Genomic DNA, 22,290 nt, shown 5'->3' with positions numbered 1-22,290 from the left:
CGCCTACGATGCACACAGGCGACAAATCAGAAATAGAAGTTCAGAGCTGCTTCAATGCTGTCATCCTGACGGAATGCCAGCAAAGGGGCTTCTTCGTCTGACGCCGTTACGACAATGGCTGTGACATCAATCGTCGTCGAAGGATTCAGACGGGTGCTGGCCTCCAACAGAAAAAAGCGACTGTCAGCGCGCTCCAGATCCTGAGTAAACCCCGCAAGAATTTCACTCGATGACATGTCGTTAAAGGCATAACGCACGCCGGTAAAAAGATCATTCTGCGCGATAGCGACGTCTTTGCCGCGGCTATCACTCTGGTATTCCATCAACACACCAAGATCAGCGGCCGAATCAAATGGCCCGACAAAAGTGTACTCAAACCCGGTGACAGCTGCCGTCTGATCCTTCAGCGCTTCGCCGTTCAGGGTGTCTTTCAGAATGTCCCGGTACAGCACCTCGGCTTTCAGCAGCCAACCTTCCAGTGCATATTGCAGTGTTGCACCAACCTGATTCTGCAGCGGATAGTAAGGCGTCAGCCCTGATACGACAGGACCGGCCTCCGTGACTGTCACTTGTGGCTCGAACAATGGCTCGCGGCTGGTGCCGTGGAACAGCGACGCAGAAACATCCAGTGGATACCCATTAAGTTCCAGCGAGTTGCTCCAGCGCAGAGCCAGGTCGGTGTGCCACTCTTCTTCCTCTGCCTGATATCTGGCCTCGTCAGATACCTCCAGAGGGAAACGGAAACGTCCGGACTCACCGGCAAAGGTCCGCTCACGGAACCCCGGCAGAATAAAGGCCTCCCAGGTGCCTGCTTCCGACAACCAGATGCCCTGAACCATTGGCTGGCCCAGCTTTTCTTCACCATCGAGAGCCTCGACGAGATCTGTCTGGTTAATCACATCCACCAGATGCAGTGACTCAGTGACACCCCAGAACACCTTCCCGATACCTGCCCGCAACTCCCAACTGCCACCCCAGGTCATGTACATGGCTTCGCGCAGGTCCGCGTGGGTGCGCTCATCGTCGGCAAAGTCATGACGGTAAAACGGTGTCAGCGTGAAGCGTCCGTTAGAATCTTCACTGTCCCACACCAGTTCGGGTTGCAGGCGAACAGACCACTGGTCATCCACCTGCCCGGGATACGCTCCCTCGTTAAAGAAGCGCCGCCCTTCGACACCGGCCTCCAGAGACCAGTCCATTGCCCACGCCGGCGCACTGATCAGCGCTGGAATAAGTAAGAACTTTTTCATAGCCCCTCCGGATTAACGTGCGCGCTTCAACGCTGCCTGGCTGAAATCAGCATCCGTCAGCTCTGTATCGAACGTAATATTGTGAGACAACAGAGTGGTGCTTTTACCGTTCTGGTGATTTTTCATTTCCAGACGGTCTGCGCGCCAGTATTGCTCTTTGTATACTTTCCACTCACTCATCGTCAGAGTTTTCAGCAGCGTATTCTTACGGTCGTAGTATTCGGTTTTCACCGGACGCAGGTGCTCAGTATCAAGCCAGGTAATCTGGCGGGTGTAGCCTGAGAACTTGTCTGTCGGATCACTTTCAATCACGTGGCAGGTCATGCTTTCTGCACAGGGCTCATCACGCAGATAGGTGAACTCGTATTTTTCTGGTTCGAATGAGCCCATATCTTCGTAGGCAAACTCACTGCCCATAAATGGGCCGGATTTATTACGCGAAGAAATACGTTTCACACGTTTCAGTGCAGGCAGATAAAGCCACTGATCGTCGGGCTTATCAATGTGCGAAAAGCTGAGGAATGCCGTACCACTGACATCTTTTGGTTCGTCAAATATCGTCAGGCCTTTATCACCATCATCCAGCACTTCCAGATTTTTCAGGCGCATTTTCCGCTGTGATTCCTCGCCCTGGGAGTTGCGAAGAATCATGGTCATTTCTGCTTCCGAGGTTCCCCAGCCAGTATCGCGCGCTTTCCGGTCTTTCGCGATTTCCAGCCCACGGCCGCCATCGTCCGCCATCGCGACCGGTGCAACAAATATCAGAGCGCTGAACAGGGTTGTTATCAGTTTCATGCGTGTTCTCCTTTCAGGGATGAGCCTTCGGCGGTATCTGCCGCGGGTTTATCTTTATCCAGCCACAACAGCATGGGTGGCAGGATAAGAAAATCAATAATCAGGGCGATCAGGATGATCATGGACGTTGCAATCCCCATGTCTGAGTTCAGACGGAACGCTGAGAACGACAACATAGAGAAGCCCAGTACCAGAACAAGTGTCGTGATCAGAAGCGCGCGGCCCACATTCACAAATGAGTAGCGTACGGCGGCTTCTGTCGTCATGCCTTCAGAGCGGGCGCGCTGATACTTGCTCAGGAAGTGCACCGTATCATCGACAATAATCCCGAGTGTCATAGAGCTGACGATCGACAGCCCCAGGTTGATTTCACCAGAAATAAAGGTCCAGAATCCAAAGCCCACCAGCGCCGGAGTAATATTCGGAAACAGGCTGATCACCCCCAGGCGCAATGAGCGCAGAGCAAAGATCAGAATGCCCGAGATAATAAACAGTGCCATGATCATGCTCAGAATCATGCTCTTCATATTGGTCTCACCAATATGCGAGAACATCACTGCAGGGCTGGCCGCAGTCAGGCGGATGTCCGGAGCATTTTCTTCAAACCATGCTTTGGCACGATTTTCGAGTGATACGATTTCAACACTGCCCAGATTTTTCAGGACCGAGGTCATACGGGCTGCGGACTTATCAACATTAATCTGGTTATTCAGATCGAGACCGTAAGGCAACGACATTTCGTAGAGCAACAGATACTGCGCTGCCAGCTCACGATCATCCGGGATGCGGTACCAGGTTGCATCATCACCATGCATATTCTTATTCAGACGCATAAAAGTGTCAGACAGGCCACTGATATGATCAATCTCCGGCTGCTGCTCGAGCCATTCAGTAAACTCATGCATGACGGCAATAAACTCGGGATTACTGATACCGCCCTCTTCGCTTGAGTACATCGCCCAGTCGATCGACTGCGACCCGGACAGGGTCTCGGCCTGCTTATCAACCGACTGACGATACGCCGTCGACTCTGCAAAATATTCGGTGGCGACATCATTAATTTCGTTACGCATCGCCAGCGCACTCAGCACAGCGACGACCAGTACCCCACCCCAGAGCAGGCCCGTCTGATGACGGATCACAAAATCACCGAAATGAGCCATGGCCGGTGCCTTGTCATCACTGCGTCCACCCGCACTCACCGGCATCACAGAAAGCAGTGCAGGGAAAAGGGTTACCGACATAGCGTATGCCAGCATCACGCCCATCGCACACAGGAAACCGAAGTCAGCAAATACCGGAGACTCTGACATCATCAGGGTCATAAAACCGACGGCCGTCGTCGCACTGGTAATAAAAATAGGCATCCAGTTCAGTTCAAGACTGTAACGCACGGCCTCACGACGGGTTTTGCCCTGCTTCATGCCGTACTGCATGGTCGCGACGACGTGCACGCAGTCGGCGACCGCAATGGTCAGAACAACAATAGGAACGTTAATCGTGCCCGTCGAAAGGAAGAAGCCCATCCAACCGGCAAGCCCCATCGTCGCCATGATGGTCAGGACGAGGACGATCACCGTTGCCAGCATCGCCGACACGCTACGCAGCAGAACCGCCAGTAGAACAACAATCAGCAGCAGCATGGCAGGTACCAGCGTTGACATGTCTTTCTGACCTTCCGTCGCGAAGCTGTAATTCATTGGGATAATGCCAGTATGGTAGAACGCAATATCCGGATAGCGCTCTGCAAACTGGGCGCTCAGATCACGTACAAAATCCATCACGCTGGCAACGTTCGCGGTGTTGTCAGTGATATCGGGCAACTGCAGTGTGATGTTAATAAGACTTACGCGGCTGTCAGGCGAGATAATCCGACCGTTCAGAGACGGTTCTGCCATGGCAGTCGCGCGGATGCGGTCGAGATCTTCCTGTGTCAGTTCGTCAGGATAGAGCACCATATCTTCAACGATCATGTCGTCGCCTTCTGCCCAGGTATTCTGGTAATTCGTCAACGAATCCACCCGGCTTGAGAAAGGCGTCTGCCAGGCTTCTTCTGTATATTCCTGAATCAGGGTGAGCACTTCCGCATCCACCACATCGCCGGATTCAGGGACGATCAGAACGGCAATACTGTCGCTTTTGTTAAATACCTTCTGCATTTCTTCAAAGTCACTCAGGGGGCCGTACCCCTCTTCGAAAAAGACTTTGTAATCGCCACGGAAATACAGATTTTGGGCACCAGCGGCGGCAACCAGGCTGGCGATAATGATCAGAGCGATCACCAGCCACGGTTTTTCTGTCGCCAATCGTTCAGTTAAACGACGCATGCTTCAGGCTCCTGCGTTTATGGACTATGTGGGGAAAGCTCTGACTCAGAAACTTCCCTGTTGTAATTGTTGTACTTCTTCCGGGAAGATTTCGTTACCGATCCGCTCCCAGGTCGCGCTGTAGTCCCATTCGGTCGACAGCGGTTTCATCCCCAGACCATCCATCAGCACATTGGCACCGATCAGGGCAATATTCTTATCGCCAAGGTGATCACTGATGGAATGCTCAAATCCTGTATCTGCCAGCATATTGATGCCGTACGAGACCGCCCAGTTAAGAAAGGCCATCACCACACGGTCCATATTTTCAGCAAGCTTCAGGTCGCCCTCAGCCACAGCCCGATCAATCACGCTGTAGGCCAGGGTAAACAGTTCAGTATCCATGCGGTGCAATAAGGCCGCCCGCTCCGGCGATGTTTTTTCTGAAAACCCGGCGGTGCGCACTGTAATGAGCGACATTGAGAACGTGGGATTCATGCGGAGGTGGAGGCTGTAGGCATAGTGGATAGCGAGGGCCACTTCCCGCGGGGTACCTTTGAAGGTCAGAGCCCGACGGAACATTCCGGCAGTCTCTTCCATGCACCTGACGCACAGACCCGACAGACAATCTTCTTTGCCCGAGAAATGGTTGTATATCGTGCCCTTCGATACACCACTGGCTTTTACCAGCCGATCCATATTGAAGAAGGCAAAACCATGTTCCTCGATCAGTTCCTGCGTGATATCAAGCAGTTTCTGTTCGCGCGCCTGCCATTTTTCTTCCTGTCGGGGGCTGCGCCCACCTGAAGACGGCGACGTATCTTCCATATACATCAGAGTCGCTTCCGGGCATCCGGCTAACTGCCAGTGACGGGAAGGACACGCCTTGGGAAGCGAGCCCCAGGCGGATTGAATAATTCTGTTTATTGTCCGGATAAATACCATTTTTGACGATCCGTCATTTTTGACGAATCGTCATACTAACTGGTAAGGGGATTTCTGCAAGTAGAAAAAAACCGGGAGTTCCCGGTTTTCACTGTTCCATTTTCAAGCAGTATCTAAGACTGCCTTCCGTAGCTTGTTGCATATCGCAACTTCGATAAAGAAAGGTCCGGCTTTAGTATTAAAAGGAATCACCAACACAGGCCCATTCACTGAGTGCTGTACGTCGGCCTCCCCTTCAACCATCTCTGGCTTGGCCATTTCAAAGTTGTAGCCCTTTTCCCACAAGAGCTTACGCGCGCCACCCGACAGCATGTTGGTCAGCTCACCGGTCAGGTCTTTGCAGGTATCGTCAAGTTCAGCAACATCTTCGCCCAGCATGCTGCTACTGATCTTACAGATCGCTCCTTCCGAGAAACTGATCGCTAAAGATCCGTGAACAGCATCCCCTTCCATAGGAATCAGTCCGGTAACTACACCCAATGGCGCAATACCGTCCTTCAGATAGGGCTTTCCATGCTCGCACGTCATCGACGCCATGGTTGCCAGGATATTATCGATCGTCTCGATGAAGGGATTGATGAAATCAACATTCATAGAATCGGCCACCTCTGATAGAAAAGTGTAGCTGACAGAAGCGGCCCCTGCGGAATAATTGCTCAGACGAAAAAAGGGGGCTGAGCCCCCTTTTTATAACCCACGGTTATTTGAAACACTCCCGCGGAAACCCAGTGCGATCGCACTGTGGCGCCTTAGTCTCTCACAAACCACTGGGTACCAGAAAAACTACGGATACCATTTTCATACCACAGGTTGCCCTCTTCAAAGTGAAGGTCACCGTGAGGGCCTGCGCAGCCGTTGTCTTCATCCCAACCCGACAGTACGGTTCCACTGTTCAGCGAACCAACATAGGTTAATGCTGACGAAGCGTCAGGGATTGGCAGTACGTCCATAAAATCGACGCCTTTGGTTTCCGGGTTATACATAAGTAGCTCGCGACCCGAATATTCGGTGCGCCCCGCCGCGATCATATGATAATCAGAAACGATAAAATCATCGCCGAACGCAGCGTTATCTTCACCAAAGTGATAATCGGTACTGATCAGGTTAAAGGACGAATCAGGGCCATCTGCTACATAGAAATAGCTGACGGCTTCGCCATCGACGTAAGACTGAAGATGGAAAGCGGTTACACCATCCAGTGCCGCAGCGTCATACTGATACATGGCAAAAAACGGGAATCGCTGGGTTTCGGCCAGCTCATTTCCTTCCAGTCGGATCGCGATCATTTCATTCTGATAGGAAGAGCTAGGATATTCGTTGCGATAGAGAATACGGTTGCCGTCATCAAAATACTCCGGTACCCCGACCTCATGCGGCTCTGGCGAGAGGGCCTTAGCCGTACCCATCACAGTGTCGACCAGATAGAGTTCTTCCTGATTCGGATTATCCCTGTTTTGTGTACTGAAGAAATACTGAGACATGTTGTCGCGGCGCTGTTGAAAACGAACATAATCTGGAAAGCTCTCTGCATAGGTCAGAGCAAAATCATTCTCAGCACTGAGATGAGAAAAAGTAATCGACGCATCGCGGTCGGACTGCCGATAGAGAGCCCGCACCAGGTCTACCCCGCTGTCGGTGGGATAGATTTGCCCGTATACCCCCTCTGGGATACTGGTCACTTCCTCAAATTCGCCGCTGGCAAAATTGTAATCCCACAACCAGGTCGCGCCTGTGACTTTCTCTTCCAGCAACAACGCGCGATCACCCCGACGGAAATGACTCAAGAAATCTCCGGCAATAAGATCATCAGGAATCGCAACCTCCGCAGTGACTCCAGACACAAAATCATAGGTCCAGATCTGACTGTCTTCTCCCTCGCTGCTTTTCAGCATCAGGAGGTCACCGAAGCGATTCACGGTGACAAATACGTACGGAAACAAGCGGGTCAATGAAACCTCATCGGAGTCATCATAGATACGCGCAGCAGAGATAAAGCTGTCGCTGGTTTCAGTGTCAGCCTCCTGAGCAATCAGGAGCAGACCACCAGCTATCTTTTCAACGGCATATAACGACCCAACCAGCCCCGGAGCATCCAGTGTCGTCTCGTTACCGGTATAAATATCGCGCCTGACGAGTGTGCCTTCATTGTATATGTACAGGTATTCATCACTCAGTATCTCGCGATACGAAAATCCGGGGTTTTCTGGTTGCTCAGGCACCACAACGCCCGTATCCACCAGCTCACCCTCTGGTGTTAGTACAAAGTACTTTGGCTCCAGTCCCGGCAAGCGATGCCCGGTGCCGTTTTCTAAACAGGAGCCAAGCTTGTACCCATCACTCTCAAGGTACATACGATAAGGGGATTTACTGTACAACTCACCGGTGTCCACACGAAGGCGGTAAGTCGCACCCGCATAGTCTTCAGCGACGTAGAAATCATCTTTGAGGTTGTTCCAGAGGCCCGCGATGTCGCTGTCATCGTCTTTCCGGAAGGTGCCGACAACTAACTGATCATCCGTGCAGTAGGCGTACTGATCAGACGACTTGAGTTCCATCGACTCAACATTGGGATAACTGCGGTTAAAGTCATTCTTAGCGCCATTCGCTGACCAGATAGAATGTCCGAATGAGCGGGAAGCAGGCAGGTTCATAGTCACCACACCGGTTTCGTCATCAGCCGTCCAGGTGCCCTGTGTATGAAAGTAGCCTTCGACATAGAATGGCCCGAGAATCTGCAGGAGCATGATGATGTCGAGTGAAATACCCGGAAGTACTTCCATATCGTAATCGGTATTCTCGATACCGTTGAGATACTCGTAAGTCGAGATATTGTCGACGTGGCTGCGCTGAATAAACGTGCCGTCTTCCAGAAATTCATAGGTCAGCTCTACATTGGCGCCGCTCGCCGGGGCACTGGCTCGTGTCCAGGTATCCTGCAGACAGCCGGTAAATGTAGACATATCGACATCGCCAGGTGGCTCTTCGTCCACGCCTCCGCAAGCGATCAGTGAAGAAATCAGGGGTATCAGGAATATCGAACGAAAGTTCATATCCGCGCCTCATCCATAAGTTGTGGGAAAGGCGCAGACTAGGCGCAGGTGACCATATGCAACAGGACACCCAGTGCCAACCGGATGTTATTCAGCCAGTTGGCTCAGAAAGGTAACTTACAGACCTTTCACTGCGTAGATACCTGGCGCATTACGCCAGAATCCGCGGTAATCCATGCCGTAGCCAAAGACGTAACGGTCTTCGACTTCCAGCCCTGCAAAATCCACCGTCATACCCGGCGCTTTACGGTCATGCTGTTTATCGACCAGAACCGCAGTCAGTACCTCGGTGGCTCCCTGGGCTTTGCAGGCCTCAACCACGGCCTGCAGGGTGTAACCCTCATCGAAGATATCGTCGACAATCAGAACGGTACGCCCTTCCATCGGAACCGTCGGCATCGCCTGCCACTGCAGATCAGCCTGAGCAGTGACCTCGCCCCGGTAACGGGTCGCGTGCATATAGCCCTGCTCCAGCGGAAAATTGAGACGAGTAAGCAGCTGACCGGCAACCACCAGTCCACCATTCATAATGCTGAACACAACCGGCATGCTGTCGGCGAGTTTCTCAGTGATGGCCGCTGCCATGGAGTCCAGAGCTGCTTCAACTTCGTCACGGGATTTCAGCAGGTCTGCTTCCTGCAGGACAACTTTCAGCTGCTCAGGGGTCAGGCTTGGGGTCATAAATAATAATTCCAGTTAAACCAATACGTTATCTGTGATGTCACTTTCTGCATGGTATGACCGCACCGGCCACATCGCAACCCGCCCAGCGTGTTTCAGCCAGTGCCTGTGATATGATTCACGCTCTGTTTCAAACCGTTAATTACAGGATTCACCATGACCCCGACGCTGCAACTGGCCGCCGACCTCATTGCCCGCCCTTCCGTAACGCCTGAAGATGAAGGCTGCCAGGCACTGATGATGGAACGCCTCGCGGCCATTGGCTTTAAAAACGAGCCCTTGCGTTTTGGTGACACCGATAACTTCTGGTCCCGTAAAGGCGACAGTAAGCCTGTGGTCTGCTTTGCCGGTCACACCGACGTCGTTCCAACCGGCCCAGAAGCCAACTGGGATAACCCTCCGTTTGAGCCGAAGATCATCGACGGTATGCTGCACGGCCGTGGCGCCGCCGATATGAAAGGTTCACTGGCTGCATTTCTGGTAGCAACAGAGCGCTTCGTTGAAAAGCACCCGAATCACAAAGGCTCCATTGCGTATCTGATTACCTCCGATGAAGAAGGCCCGGCCCATAACGGTACGGTAAAGGTTATCGAAACGCTGGAAGCCCGGAACGAGAAAATCGACATGTGCGTTGTCGGTGAGCCTTCCTCCACTACACTCGTGGGTGACGTTATCAAGAACGGCCGTCGTGGTTCTCTCGGTTGTGTGCTCACTGTTAAGGGCAAACAAGGTCACGTGGCCTACCCTCATCTTGCCAAAAACCCGGTGCATATCGCAGCCCCGGCACTGGCGGAACTGGCCGCTGAAAAATGGGACGACGGCAATGACTTCTTCCCGGCCACCAGCTTCCAGATTTCCAACATCAACGCCGGCACTGGTGCAACGAACGTGATTCCGGGTACCTGTGAGGTGGTATTTAACTTCCGCTTTTCGACCGAGCTGACAGCCGAGATCCTGAAAGAGCGCACCGAGGCCATCCTGAAGAAGCATGGCCTTGAGTACGACATTGACTGGAAACTCAGTGGGCAGCCATTCCTGACCGACAAGGGTGCTCTGGTCGAGGCGGCGGTCAAAGCCATTAAAGATGTGACGGGCCGGGACACCGAGTTGTCGACCTCCGGCGGTACGTCCGATGGCCGCTTTATCGCACCAACCGGTGCACAGGTTGTGGAGCTGGGTCCGATCAATGCGACCATCCACCAGGTGAACGAACACGTGAGTGCCGACGACCTGAACACCCTGACCGACATCTACGAAGCGATGCTGGTTGAGTTGCTGGCCTGATGATTGAGGCGGTAACCGGGCTGATCTGCCCTAAGTGTGAAGCTCCACTCAGCACCAGTGACAAGCAGTGGCGCTGTCAGGAAAACCACACCTATGATCAGGCAAAGCAGGGCTATCTGAACCTGCTGCTGGTCAACCACAAAAAATCTAAGAATCCGGGCGATGACGCGGACATGGTCCGCGCCCGCACTGAGTTTCTGGATGCCGGGCATTATCAGCCGATATCTGATGCACTGAACAGTATGGTGAGCCCTGGCCGGATTCTCGATATTGGTTGTGGTGAAGGGTATTACACCGAGCGTCTGCGTGAATCCCTGGGTGTCTCCGCAGACATAACGGGCCTTGATATCTCACGCGAGGCCGTCCGTGCCGCATGTCGACGCAGCAGGCTGATTCGCTGGCTGGTAGCGAGTGGCGCACGGCCTCCGGTAGAGAAACACAGCATTAACACTGTGGTATCGCTCTTTACTCCGCTGATGCCCCAGGGTCTTGATCACGCCTTAGTTACAGACGGTGACATTATTACTGCGCATACCGGCCCATATCATCTGTACGAGTTGCGTCAGCAGATTTATGATGACGTTCGTCTGGATGCATTTTCGCCGGTTGAGTCGATGAATCAGGCAGGTTTCAGCTGCGTAGAGGAAGTCCCGGTAGCGTTCCGGTTCCAACTCAACGACAGCACTATGATCAACAACCTGCTGCTGATGACACCGCACCGCTGGAAGGTTACTCCGGACAAAGCCAGTGCGTTGCAACAGTTACATCATCTGGACGTACGTGCCGATGTGATCCTGCAGCGCTTCCGCCGGACGGACAGTATCTGATATGACGCAGGCCGATTTTTACATTCTTGGCGGACAGACCCAGCACGAGCAGTGGTTTTTTGCCTGTCGTCTGGTCGAACAGGTAAGACAGAAAGACCGCAGTGTTCTTCTGCAGGTCGCTAACGAACAGGACGCCCGGGCACTGGATGACATGCTCTGGCAGTTCAGAGAAGATGCCTTTGTACCGCATGCTCTTCTGAACGCAGAAGACGCACCGGCAGATTGCCCGGTGAGTATCGGCTGGCATCCGGAATCAGGACATCATCACGATGTCATTATTAATCTGAGTCCGGAGTTACCGGCTTTTTTCAGCCGTTTTGAACGTCTGGTAGAAGTAGTAGTGCAGAATGATGACGTACTGGATTACACTCGTCAGCACTTCCGCTTCCTCAAAGATCGCGGCTATCCTATTGAACACAAAGATATGAGAATGCGCTGATGAGCAACAGGGACGAACCCAAAGATCTGCTGGCAGAGCTAGAGATGCTGCAACGGGTCCTCGACAACGAATCTTCCGACTCACCGGAGCACGCTGCTATTCCGGTGCTGGATGATCTGTTTGAAGAAAAAGCATCTGCTCCCGCCACGCCGCTGCGTGCTGTGCCTGTTCTGAAGCCAACCGCGCCAGCTCAGGTCGCACCAGTACCCGAGCGGGTATCAAGTGTCAGCTCACTCAGTCAGGTCCTTGACCATATCAGCAAGCGCACCGCTGCAAATGTTGACGAACCGACCCCTCGCCCTTCGGTCAATTCACCACTTAACCCAGCAATGCAGAAGCGTGCCGAAATCGACCAGACCATGAGCGAAACCAGCGCATCACTGGTAAATCTGCTGAAGCGTGAGCGCATGGTAGATGAGCTGGTTGAAGAAATGATGCCCCTGCTGAAAGGCCGCCTGCGCTCGCGTATCCGCGATCTGCTCGAGAAAGGCGAATAAGCCTCACGCATCAGACCACCTCCTCCTGAAGCGCCCGGCAATTGCCGGGCGCTTTGTTTCAGTCTCTGCGACTGCCCACCGGCTCCCGAATCCGGTATACTCCTGCACGTTTTTTTCACGTCCAAAACGAGTAGCAGCCAGCAATGGATAAGACATACCAACCCAGCGCAATCGAACAAACCTGGTACAAAGAGTGGGAAGAGAAAGGCTACTTCAAGCCTTACCAAGACGGACTGACCGGCGAAGGTTATTCCATCATGATCCCGCCGCCGAACGTCACCGGTTCACTGCACATGGGTCATGCCTTCCAGCACACCATCCAGGACGCCCTCACCCGCTATAAGCGTATGCAGGGTAAAAAAGCCCTGTGGCAGGTTGGTACCGACCACGCCGGTATTGCGACCCAGATGGTTGTTGAGCGCAAACTCGCCGCTGAAAACCAGCCAGACCGCCACGAGCTTGGCCGTGAAAAGTTCCTCGAGAAAGTCTGGGAATGGAAAGAACACTCCGGTGGCACCATCACCAAACAGATGCGTCGACTCGGTAACTCTGTGGACTGGGACACCGAACGCTTCACCATGGACGATGGCTTTTATAAAGCCGTTCAGGAAGTCTTTATCCGCCTGTACAAAGACGGCCTGATTTACCGCGGTAAGCGCCTGGTAAACTGGGACCCGAAACTGCACACCGCTATCTCTGACCTCGAAGTCGAAAACAAAGACAAGAAAGGTCACATGTGGCACCTGCGCTACCCGCTGGCCGACGGTCTGAAAACCTCTGAAGGCAAAGACTACATCGTTGTTGCGACCACCCGTCCGGAAACCATGCTGGGCGACACCGGTGTAGCCGTTAACCCGGAAGATCCGCGCTACAAAGATCTGATCGGTAAAGACATCGTGCTGCCGTTAGTCGACCGTCGTATTCCGATTGTGGGCGACGAACACGCCGACATGGACAAAGGCACCGGTGCCGTTAAGGTCACCCCAGCGCACGACTTCAATGACTATGAAGTCGGCAAACGCTGCAGCCTGCCAATGATCAACATCTTCACTTTCAACGCCGACGTGCGTGACGTGCCACAAGTGTTCAACACCGACGGCAGCGTAAACGAAGATGTAAAAGCCAGCATTCCAGAAAAGTACCGTGGCATGGAGCGCTTCGCCGCGCGTAAAGCCATCGTCGCTGATTTTGAAGCCGCTGGCCTGCTCGACGAAATCAAAGACCACGACCTCACTGTGCCATACGGCGACCGTGGCGGCGTTGTCATCGAGCCAATGCTCACCGACCAATGGTACGTTGACGCCAAGACACTGGCGAAGCCTGCGATTGAAGCGGTAGAGAACGGCGACATTCAGTTCGTACCAAAGAACTACGAAAACATGTACTTCAGCTGGATGCGCGACATTCAGGACTGGTGTATCTCCCGTCAGCTGTGGTGGGGTCACCGTATCCCGGCCTGGTACGACGAAGAAGGTAACGTCTACGTTGGCCACGACGAAGCCGAAGTACGCGCAGCCAACAACCTGGCTGACGACGTGAAGCTCTCACAGGACGAAGACGTACTGGATACCTGGTTCTCCTCTGCTCTGTGGACCTTCGGTACGCTGGGCTGGCCAAACCTGGACGATCCGGAAGTCGCCAAGCGTATGCTCGACTTCCACCCGACCGACGTACTGGTTACCGGTTTCGACATCATCTTCTTCTGGGTTGCGCGCATGATCATGATGACCATGCACTTCTGCAAAGATGACGATGGCAAACCACAGGTACCGTTTAAAACCGTGTACGTGACCGGCCTGATCCGTGACGAAGTCGGCCAGAAGATGTCCAAATCGAAAGGTAACGTCCTCGATCCGCTGGATATGATCGACGGTATCTCACTGAACGACCTGCTCGAGAAGCGCACCGGCAACATGATGCAGCCACAACTGGCTGAGAAAATCGGCAAGCGCACTCAGAAAGAATTCCCGGAAGGCATCGCGCCACACGGCACCGACGCCCTGCGCTTCACCCTCGCTGCCATGGCCTCGACCGGCCGTGACATCAACTGGGACATGAAGCGCCTCGAAGGCTACCGTAACTTCTGCAACAAGCTGTGGAACGCCTCACGCTACGTGATGTTGTCTGTGGCCGGCGAAGAGGCCGTTGAGAATGCAGATGGCGGCTTGATCGAAATCACCGACGCCATGAAAGCCGCCTGTGGTGTGAACGGAGAAGACGCTGCCCTGTCACTGGCAGACCGCTGGATCATCTCCCGCCTGCAACGCGCTGAAAGCGAAGTACGCCGCCATATGGATCAGTACCGCTTCGACATGGCCGCACAGACGCTGTACGAATTCATCTGGAACGAATACTGCGACTGGTACCTCGAGCTGTCTAAGCCAGTTCTGTGGGACGAAAACGCCACCGAAGAAGAGAAGCGCGGCACTCGCGGTACGCTGGTACGCGTACTCGAAGCTATTCTGCGACTGGCACACCCGATCATCCCGTTCATCACCGAGTCTATCTGGCATCAGGTGAAAGACCTCGCGGGTAAATCCGGCGATACCATCATGCTCGCCGCTTACCCAGAAGCTCAGGACGCCCTGATCGACGCCGAAGCCGAAGCCGACATCGAATGGCTGCAGAACGTGATTACCGCCGTACGTAACGTCCGCGCCGAGAAGAACATCGCCCCAGGCTTCGAACTGGAACTGCTGTTCAAAAACGGCGGTGACGAAGACTTCCGCCGTGCCGAAGAAAACCAGGCCTTCCTGATGAAACTCGCCAAGCTCAACAAACTGACCTGGCTGAACGAAGGCGACGAAGAACCTATGTCTGTTACCCAACTGGTGGGCGACATGGAAGTACTCGTACCCATGGCTGGCTTCATCGACAAAGACGCAGAAGTAGCGCGTCTGAGCAAGTCGATTGAAAAACTCGGCAAAGAACTGGAGCGAGTACAGAACAAACTGGGTAACCCAGGGTTCGTCGACAAAGCACCAGAAGCCGTGATCGAAAAAGAGAAAGAAAAAGCCGCCGGCTTCGAGCGTGACATCGCCAAACTCAACGACCAGATCGAAAAGATCAAAGCGTTGTAATCAGCGACATTGCTCGGAAAACAAAAACGCCAGCTCTGCAAAGACCTGGCGTTTTTTTATATCTCGCTTATTTCAGGCTGCTGCCATTCCATGTAGGAGCCAAACGCGAAGCTTTGGCGATCCGGGTTGGAACAACCCGCCTACGGCCTACCCTATCTAAAGCCCTATTTTGCGAACACCGGCCTCTCGGTTAAACTGATCAAAACACGCACACCGGCCAAATATATGAACCGCGAACAGGCACTCGACATATTGTCCCGCTGCAAGCCCGTCCTTCAGGAACGGTACGGCCTGACCACGCTCGCGCTTTTTGGCTCAACAGCGCGTGACGACGCCCGCGAAGACAGCGATATCGACATCCTCGTTGGCTTCGATGGCAAAGCCACCTCCAAGCAATTCTTCGGCGTACAGTTCTACCTAGAAGAAGCCCTGGGCAGCCCCGTAGACCTGGTTACAGAGAAAGCAGTCCGCGAAGAGCTAAAGCCATACATCACACAGGACCGTGTTGATGTCGCCTAAGACTAAACGTGAGTGGCGGTTCTACATCAAAGATATGCTGGAGTGCTGTGAGAAAGTCCTTTCCTACACCAATGGCATGACCCAAGAAGCCTTTGAAGCCAGTAATCTGACATACGATGCGACGTTGCGAAATATCGAACTGATTGGGGAAGCTGCAACCCACATCCCGACAGATATCCGTGAAGAGCACTCCGATATTCCATGGCGAATGATCATCGCCACCAGAAATCAGCTGATACACGGATATCTGGGCATTGATAACGACGTTGTCTGGAGCATCATCCAGACTGAAATCCCGGTATTAATAAACCGGCTGCACCGCGTTCAATAATCGCCCGTAGGAGCCGTTCAGCGCATTTTGCTCACGGCGGTATCCCTGAAACCACCCTCACAACAACCGATAATAATCATCCAGCCCCTGCAAAATCAGCGAACGAGCCCGCGGTCTGAACGCCTCACCCGCAAGCTTCACCTTCTGCATCCGATCAATCCGGAACACCCGTGGCGCGTCACGCAAATGATCCCAACCCAGCAGATACCAGACCGGCCAGTTAAAGAACAAATACTGAGGTTCGATCCGGCGCTCAGTCACCGCGCCAGTGCCCGCAACATACTCAATATCCAGCATCTCCAACTCAAAGAACCCCGTCGTTACCTGCCTGGTAATGGCTGCGCTGGGCTGGCTGTAGGTCTGCGTGACCTGCCCTGACGCCGGATCACCCACCAGAATACGCTTACGTAACTGATTAACCACCTGACGCTGATGCTCAGGTAAACCCAACGTCATCTTCTGGCGAACACTGCGTACAGGCTCTGCCAATAAGGGGCTTTGCAGCGTCTCTGTAATCGCCAGCGACACCAGCATACTGATCACCTCTTCGTGGTTGAGCCGCAGCTTATCGACACCCCAGCGACGACTCAGGCTGACACCACCACCAGGACCGCGCTCAGCTTCGATAGGAACGCCCTGCTCACGCAGTTCATTGATATCACGCAGCAGCGTACGGTCACTCACCTCAAGCTGATCCGCGAGGCGCTTCATCGTCCAGACCTCATCCTGCCGTAATAACCCGACAAGACGATCCAGACGATTCTGCTTATTCAATAAGCTACCTTTTGCCACGCGTATCTTTCTCCTGAAACAGCCTGCTTTCGTTAGATTTTCACAGCCTAACAAAATAACCGACATTTAATGTCGGTTATAAGATTACTCTGAATCTGTGCCAAGACAAAGGCGCACACACAACTCGGGAACAACCCCAGACAATTGACTTGAATTGAATAGAACAGACCGGAGAAACGGATATGCAAACTTCAGCTCTTAACCCAGCAATCAACACAACTTCTATCCCACCCCTTCATGCCACTGCTGCCAACCTGAACAACAGCTTCGAAATCATCGCCCTGCAGTTCCGGGGAGACGTAGACTTTGCCGATCAGGAAACCGCCATGGCCAACCTCAACGCCGTAGTACTGACAGCAGAAGGCTTCAAATCACGGGATTACTACTACAGCGAAGAGAACGGTCACTGGATTGAGTTTATCGTCTGGGAAGATGACGCCTCAGCCAAAGCAGCATCGGCGGCCATGATGCAGAATGAAGACGCGCTGGCCGTGTTTGGCCTGGTCGATCAAACCACCATGCTCTTCTCACACTACCAGCACAAAGGCGGCATAGCTGCCTGATTGGCCACCACTGAACTGTAGGAGCCGTTCAGCGTATTTTGCTAACGACGACCGGGTTCTCCCCCGCAGAAACAAAGAAACCGCCAACAGGCGGTTTCTTTGTTGTCATTCCCGCGAAGGCGGGAACCCAGCGCCATGCTCAGAGACTCACTTATAAAACGCCTCAACCTCGCCCTTCAGCTTAATCAGCAGCGGGCGACCAAAGCGATCTTTGGTCGTCGGCGACGAAATCTTCACCCAACCTTCACTGATGTTGTATTCCTCGATGTCCGCACGCTCTTTGCCCTTGAAGCGGATGCCGATGTCGTGCTCAAAGCACTCTTCAACGAAGTGCGGGCTGCGCGGGTTGATGGACAGGTGATTTGGGAGTTCTGGTTTGTTATTGGACATGGTACGAACCTGAGATATGTTAACGGAGTGCTATTGTAGTTAGTGTGATCAAGGCACTCAACTACCCCCAGGCAGGTTCAATATTCACCTCGGGATTCTCGTAAGTACTTCTTCCTTTTTCGTTCCTTGTCTCTTTCGCTTTTCTCTTTTTCCAGCTTCTCCTGTCTCGCCTTTTCTAGTTCTTCCCTTATCGACCACATATCCCTACCTGCAGAGTTACGAGCTCGCCCTGCATCACACCGCTTCATTGCTTGACAAAAACCTGCACTGAAATCCTCATATTCTTTAGAGCCCGGCTCGTACGGACAAGAACGAAGATCGTCACCGGAATTTCTGTAATGCTCCATTCCCTCTTTGTATGCTTCCGAAATAGCCACAGAGTCACCGTCTAAACTCATAAAATTCTTTCACAACAAGGCCGTCTTAATGAATACCCTGTCTGTGTCGTCTAGTATTTCAAGATCTTGATAAAATCGCCGTAGATACCTAGTTACCGCATCTAAAGTAGAATTTTTAAATCGCTCGGACTCCAACTTTTCCAAAGTCTCAATAGGCACTCCAGATTCCTCTAAAGCAGAAAATACCGAGACGAGATGAGAATTTTCAAAAACATGTAGTATATGCCCCAAGTCAACCTTATCCTCAACGCCATATTCAGTTAAACGGTGATTAAGTAATTCTTCGTACAGAATCAGTGCACTTGGAACATTATATCGAAATATATTCCTTACAATTTTCAACTCTCTATCGGTCTCCTCCGATCTACTTTTCTCAGAAGAGTAATAACCGTATATATATTTCAATCTATCTTTCAGATATTCAGAGTGTGAATTTGAAAACAAATACCATGAGAACCTATTTTTAAAATCATTATTGTCATCAAAATGCAGTGACATCCGTTGTAAAGACCTAAACTCCACCTTCTTCATAAAACGAACAAAAAGGTCTATTCTAACTGAATCAAACTTTCCAAAATTAACAAATAATCGTAATTCTTCGATGCTGTATCTTTTAATTATTTCATAACCTTCATCTATATCCGTCACTAAATATCTTGAATTAGTTTGATAAATTCCTAGGGGAAGACCAGCACGTTGAACAAACCTTGATAACTCCTCTTTCCCCTGGGCAGTCAAATGCTCACTCTGGATCGACGCAATCAAGCCTAAACTCTCATCTCCTTCTTGCTGAGTAACGCCTAATTCAACAACATTTGAGGGAGTTTCATTCTTTGTATCCCCCTCCAGACTAAAAACATTACCAATAAGGTGTTGACTCATACGCCCAGCTCTACCTGAAATATTCTTCTGAGTAAATGAATCAATAGATACCGTTGCTTTTCTGTTGTCATATATCACAACATTTTCCGCTGCAGTATTTACACCTTCGATAAGTGTAGAAGTACAGATCAAAAATCGTATTTTCTTATTATTAAAAAGCTCAATAACTTTCTGCTGCAGGGCACGTGGAAGTGAACCATGGTGTATTCCTACACCTTTTTTTAACGCTTTACTGAAAACCCAATCAGAACCATAGTTGCAAATTAACCACTTTCTAAAATCGAAATCAAAATCCTCATTTAAAAATTCTTCAATACCTCCAAAAACCTTAGAGATTTCTGATTGAGACTTACAATATATGATGGTCTGACCTTCGTATTCTTTAATAATATCTAAAAGAACTCGTATTTTCTCTCCAGTATCATTAGGAGAAATATTATATTTAAAATTATTTGTCGCAACCGTTCTGAAATCTGTAGGTATGAATCTATAATCCCGCCCAAAACACTCCATACCGCGTACTAAATCAATATTTGGTCCGATCATGAAAAATTGTTTTGAAACGGACATCAATCTACTAAGGGCGATATTCAAAGCCACTACACGACTTCTATCTTCATTAGAAAAAGCAAGTTTATAGAACTCATCGATAACAAATAGATCTACACTATCAAGATCATCTCTTTCATTAACTCTTTCTTGAGTTAAAATATACACGGCTCTTTTTCGTGTTCTAACTTGGGAGCCGTGATAGATTATTTGATATTCATGCTCAAAGCGTCTAGCAATACGTTTCCTAGTTTCATCTATAAGAGCAATAGTCGGTACTACTATTACAACACAACTGTACATCTTTGAGTTGATCAAGGCATCCACAACTGCGCTCTTACCCATACTAGTAGGAGCACCTAAAATTACATTCTCACCAGAGACTATAGAATTAAAAACTTTTGCTTGCATCGAATGAAATATGAACCCATTCAAACCAGAATCGTATAGTTCTAATACGAATTTTGTTTCATCGCCTTGACCATCCGAAAAATACTTATCGAGATACGGATATAATCCTGACTTCCGAACTAAAATTTTAAACGTCTTACTGTTACTCTCGAATAAATTAATTTTATCTAGAGCCCTTATAATATATTCTCTGCCAACGTTTATCGTCTCTGGCGAAGCAAGATAATCATTCGCAATCTTCAAATAGCTGAATGGTGAAATCTCACCATCCAGAAGTTTTTTCATATCTTTACAGGCCACAGAATCCATTCACACATTCTCAATTTCACGTTTAAGACTACTAAATAGCTTTTCAAGCTCAGGCAAGGGGTAGAAAACGACGACCGCATCAATCTTCTGATAGAAGCCTCGAATAGCGATCAACGACTCTATCATTAACTTGAATTTATGAGTTACATCATCAATGATAATTTTCTTCGCCACTTCAGCTTCAAGCCCCTTGTTAGCCTCTAGAATTGGCGTTTCGTACCCGATAAAGAATACAAATGTAAATCGATCTAAATTATCGTTCAGGGATAGTCCAGACTGAAGAATCTCATTAATATCATGCTTCAACAGGTAACCATCTTCTTTTATTTCAAGCAACTTATCACCAGTATTTTCGAATTCCGGTGATGAAAGAACATTATCAAAGTCACCAATAATTTTAGCAATTTCAGAATTTAAATTATCTGCCTTAATAAAATAGCTAAAGCCCATGTAGATCTTATCTGGCAGATCATCAAAATTAACTATGTGTATATTATCAAAACCTGAACTATCGTAATCATCAAATAATATCTGAGCCGATATAGGTTGAGATGCAAAGTTCGTTCGAATGAAAGAATGCAATAAAATTCTTGAAGCCAAAATATCGAGTTCCTGGAGAGAGCCCAAGCCTTTTTTCCTAAACTCAGAATATTTCTCTATCAGGCCAGACGAGCCAACTTCAGCTAATTCACTAGCGCGAAGAAGTACCTCCGGCATCCATTTAATCATAGATCTTGAAATATTTTCATACTGATACTCATCTAGGTGATATTTACGCTCAACAGCACGGCACTCTTTTTTACCGGAGAATTCGAAATAATTAGTTTCTCTAAGAAACTCCGTAAGAATAGGTTTCATTCTGGTTACATTATTCGAGTAGACCTTAGTAAAGCTACCCGTAGATGAACCACATAAAAGTAGCTCTTCTCTATACCACGCTACAAAATCTTTTCTAAAATATGACTTCCCATCAGCGGATACCATAACCCTTGATGCTGAGCTTTTTTTCTGAATGTGCAGCATAATACCGGATAAAATACGAAGTGGATCGACTTTGGGATCTAAAATACAGCCAAATATTTCTGATGACGACTTTATAATTTCACTGAAAATAATAGCTTCTATACCATCTTCATCAGGTATAACTCGCCAGTGCGTATTATCAAGCCAGTATTCAATATTCTGCCCTCCCGGAGATTTGTATCCCTTTATTTTTCTCGAAAGAGAATTCAACAGCTTAGTTCGGGAGTCAGGATTCTCTCTATCACTGGGTAATATTCGTAAATATGCTAGATTCTCTGAAACTGACCTTGGTGTTACTATTTTAAATTTTGATTTCCCATCCTTATCGTTAGCCAGTGATTTATGTAGAATCGAGTCCGTGTTGTCCTCATATTTAATCCCATTCCTCGGACCAACGACTTTTTTTTTGGATGTTTCAGTTAGCTCTTTGATACTCCAACTCTTATCAGAAGAAGTTGTTTTTACTTGTACATACTCAATATGGTCACCGTAAACAATATCAAAGTCATCAGCGACTTCCATTCTAATACATTTAATACTTTTATCGCGAAGCATTGACAACAAATAAATTGCGGTAACTAGATCCTGATATAAGAATCCTTTTTTTGCCCCTACGCCTCCAGAATCACTCTTCTCCATGTATCTAACCGTTAACCCAATAGCTGAACTTAAAATTGCACTTTTTCTAATCCTTAAGAGAAAAGTATCTTAAGGTCGTTTCTATAGCAAACACTTAAATTCGATCGCCAATCACGCAATGGAAAATAACGACATCCTTTATCGTCAGTTTCTTCCTTTAGATATGAAAGAAGCTGATTTTCTGTGCATTCTCGCCAGCTCACATATAGGCGTAAATAGTCTAATTTATATTCATTACCATCATTCGTTATGGATACAACTAAATTTTTTTCCCAGAAACTGAATTCAATTCTTCATGAGGCATGCTGCCTCCCCCCTCACAACCAAAAC

20 protein-coding genes are annotated in these 22,290 nt (G+C 50.0%); 8 read left to right on the top strand and 12 right to left on the bottom strand.

What is annotated here, in order from left to right:
- Positions 1–26: 26 nt before the first annotated feature.
- The 7 genes from Q1L85_RS07970 to Q1L85_RS07940 form a co-directional block, all read right to left on the bottom strand.
- Complete coding sequence (locus Q1L85_RS07970) at positions 27–1,250, bottom strand: hypothetical protein (protein WP_300426960.1); 1,224 nt, start codon at positions 1,248–1,250, stop codon at positions 27–29.
- Positions 1,251–1,262: 12 nt separating this feature from the next.
- A complete protein-coding gene (locus Q1L85_RS07965) occupies positions 1,263–2,045 on the bottom strand; it encodes an outer membrane lipoprotein-sorting protein (RefSeq protein WP_300426959.1) in 783 nt (260 codons plus the stop codon).
- On the bottom strand, positions 2,042–4,372 hold the full coding sequence (locus Q1L85_RS07960; protein WP_300426958.1) for an RND family transporter: 2,331 nt from the start codon (positions 4,370–4,372) through the stop codon (positions 2,042–2,044). The genes Q1L85_RS07965 and Q1L85_RS07960 overlap by 4 nt, the downstream gene beginning before the upstream one ends.
- A 45-nt stretch (positions 4,373–4,417) precedes the next feature.
- Positions 4,418–5,185, bottom strand: coding sequence for a TetR/AcrR family transcriptional regulator (locus Q1L85_RS07955; RefSeq protein ID WP_300432805.1), 768 nt, complete (start codon positions 5,183–5,185; stop codon positions 4,418–4,420).
- Between the two features lie 213 nt (positions 5,186–5,398).
- A complete protein-coding gene (locus tag Q1L85_RS07950) occupies positions 5,399–5,890 on the bottom strand; it encodes a chemotaxis protein CheX (RefSeq protein WP_300426954.1) in 492 nt (163 codons plus the stop codon).
- Between the two features lie 155 nt (positions 5,891–6,045).
- Entirely contained in the window at positions 6,046–8,346 is a 2,301-nt protein-coding gene (locus Q1L85_RS07945) for a hypothetical protein (protein WP_300426952.1), read from the bottom strand.
- Positions 8,347–8,463: 117 nt separating this feature from the next.
- The gene (locus Q1L85_RS07940; protein WP_300426950.1) at positions 8,464–9,027 is read right to left on the bottom strand and encodes a hypoxanthine-guanine phosphoribosyltransferase; all 564 of its coding nucleotides are present in this window, start codon (positions 9,025–9,027) and stop codon (positions 8,464–8,466) included.
- 156 nt (positions 9,028–9,183) lie between these two features.
- Here Q1L85_RS07940 and dapE point away from each other — a divergent pair, with 156 nt between their 5' ends.
- From dapE to Q1L85_RS07905, 7 genes are all read left to right on the top strand, one after another.
- On the top strand, positions 9,184–10,311 hold the full coding sequence (gene dapE / locus Q1L85_RS07935; RefSeq protein WP_300426948.1) for a succinyl-diaminopimelate desuccinylase: 1,128 nt from the start codon (positions 9,184–9,186) through the stop codon (positions 10,309–10,311).
- Complete coding sequence (locus tag Q1L85_RS07930; RefSeq protein ID WP_300426947.1) at positions 10,311–11,138, top strand: putative RNA methyltransferase; 828 nt, start codon at positions 10,311–10,313, stop codon at positions 11,136–11,138. The genes dapE and Q1L85_RS07930 overlap by 1 nt, the downstream gene beginning before the upstream one ends.
- A 1-nt stretch (position 11,139) precedes the next feature.
- Positions 11,140–11,577 (top strand): DNA polymerase III subunit chi, encoded by a 438-nt coding sequence (locus Q1L85_RS07925; RefSeq protein WP_300426945.1) that lies wholly within the window; start codon positions 11,140–11,142, stop codon positions 11,575–11,577.
- Complete coding sequence (locus tag Q1L85_RS07920) at positions 11,577–12,074, top strand: hypothetical protein (RefSeq protein ID WP_300426944.1); 498 nt, start codon at positions 11,577–11,579, stop codon at positions 12,072–12,074. Before Q1L85_RS07925 ends, Q1L85_RS07920 begins: the two co-directional genes overlap by 1 nt.
- A gap of 143 nt (positions 12,075–12,217) precedes the next feature.
- Complete coding sequence (locus tag Q1L85_RS07915) at positions 12,218–15,154, top strand: valine--tRNA ligase (protein WP_300432801.1); 2,937 nt, start codon at positions 12,218–12,220, stop codon at positions 15,152–15,154.
- A gap of 252 nt (positions 15,155–15,406) precedes the next feature.
- Positions 15,407–15,673, top strand: a complete 267-nt coding sequence (locus tag Q1L85_RS07910) for a nucleotidyltransferase family protein (RefSeq protein WP_300432799.1) — start codon at positions 15,407–15,409, stop codon at positions 15,671–15,673.
- Positions 15,663–16,004: a DUF86 domain-containing protein gene (locus tag Q1L85_RS07905; protein ID WP_300432797.1), complete on the top strand. Its 342-nt coding sequence runs from the start codon at positions 15,663–15,665 to the stop codon at positions 16,002–16,004. The genes Q1L85_RS07910 and Q1L85_RS07905 overlap by 11 nt, the downstream gene beginning before the upstream one ends.
- 57 nt (positions 16,005–16,061) lie before the next feature.
- On the opposite strand, the gene Q1L85_RS07900 is transcribed toward Q1L85_RS07905, so the two are convergent.
- Positions 16,062–16,778: a YafY family protein gene (locus Q1L85_RS07900; RefSeq protein ID WP_300432795.1), complete on the bottom strand. Its 717-nt coding sequence runs from the start codon at positions 16,776–16,778 to the stop codon at positions 16,062–16,064.
- A gap of 200 nt (positions 16,779–16,978) precedes the next feature.
- On the opposite strand from Q1L85_RS07900, the gene Q1L85_RS07895 reads away from it, so the two are divergent.
- Positions 16,979–17,359, top strand: coding sequence for a hypothetical protein (locus Q1L85_RS07895; RefSeq protein WP_300424822.1), 381 nt, complete (start codon positions 16,979–16,981; stop codon positions 17,357–17,359).
- 147 nt (positions 17,360–17,506) lie between these two features.
- On the opposite strand, the gene Q1L85_RS07890 is transcribed toward Q1L85_RS07895, so the two are convergent.
- The 4 genes from Q1L85_RS07890 to Q1L85_RS07875 all read right to left on the bottom strand — a co-directional run bounded on the left by Q1L85_RS07890 (position 17,507) and on the right by Q1L85_RS07875 (position 21,960).
- On the bottom strand, positions 17,507–17,749 hold the full coding sequence (locus tag Q1L85_RS07890) for a DUF3297 family protein (protein WP_300424820.1): 243 nt from the start codon (positions 17,747–17,749) through the stop codon (positions 17,507–17,509).
- Between the two features lie 77 nt (positions 17,750–17,826).
- Entirely contained in the window at positions 17,827–18,147 is a 321-nt protein-coding gene (locus Q1L85_RS07885; RefSeq protein ID WP_300424818.1) for a hypothetical protein, read from the bottom strand.
- Between the two features lie 9 nt (positions 18,148–18,156).
- Positions 18,157–20,298: a helicase-related protein gene (locus Q1L85_RS07880; RefSeq protein WP_300424817.1), complete on the bottom strand. Its 2,142-nt coding sequence runs from the start codon at positions 20,296–20,298 to the stop codon at positions 18,157–18,159.
- A complete protein-coding gene (locus Q1L85_RS07875) occupies positions 20,299–21,960 on the bottom strand; it encodes a dsDNA nuclease domain-containing protein (RefSeq protein WP_300424816.1) in 1,662 nt (553 codons plus the stop codon).
- Positions 21,961–22,290 lie beyond the last annotated feature (330 nt).

The organism is uncultured Thalassolituus sp., assembly GCF_950066645.1.
GTDB lineage: Bacteria > Pseudomonadota > Gammaproteobacteria > Pseudomonadales > Oceanobacteraceae > Thalassolituus.
The sequence above is the reverse complement of the archived record's forward strand: the minus strand, read 5'-3'. Positions and strand labels throughout refer to the sequence as shown.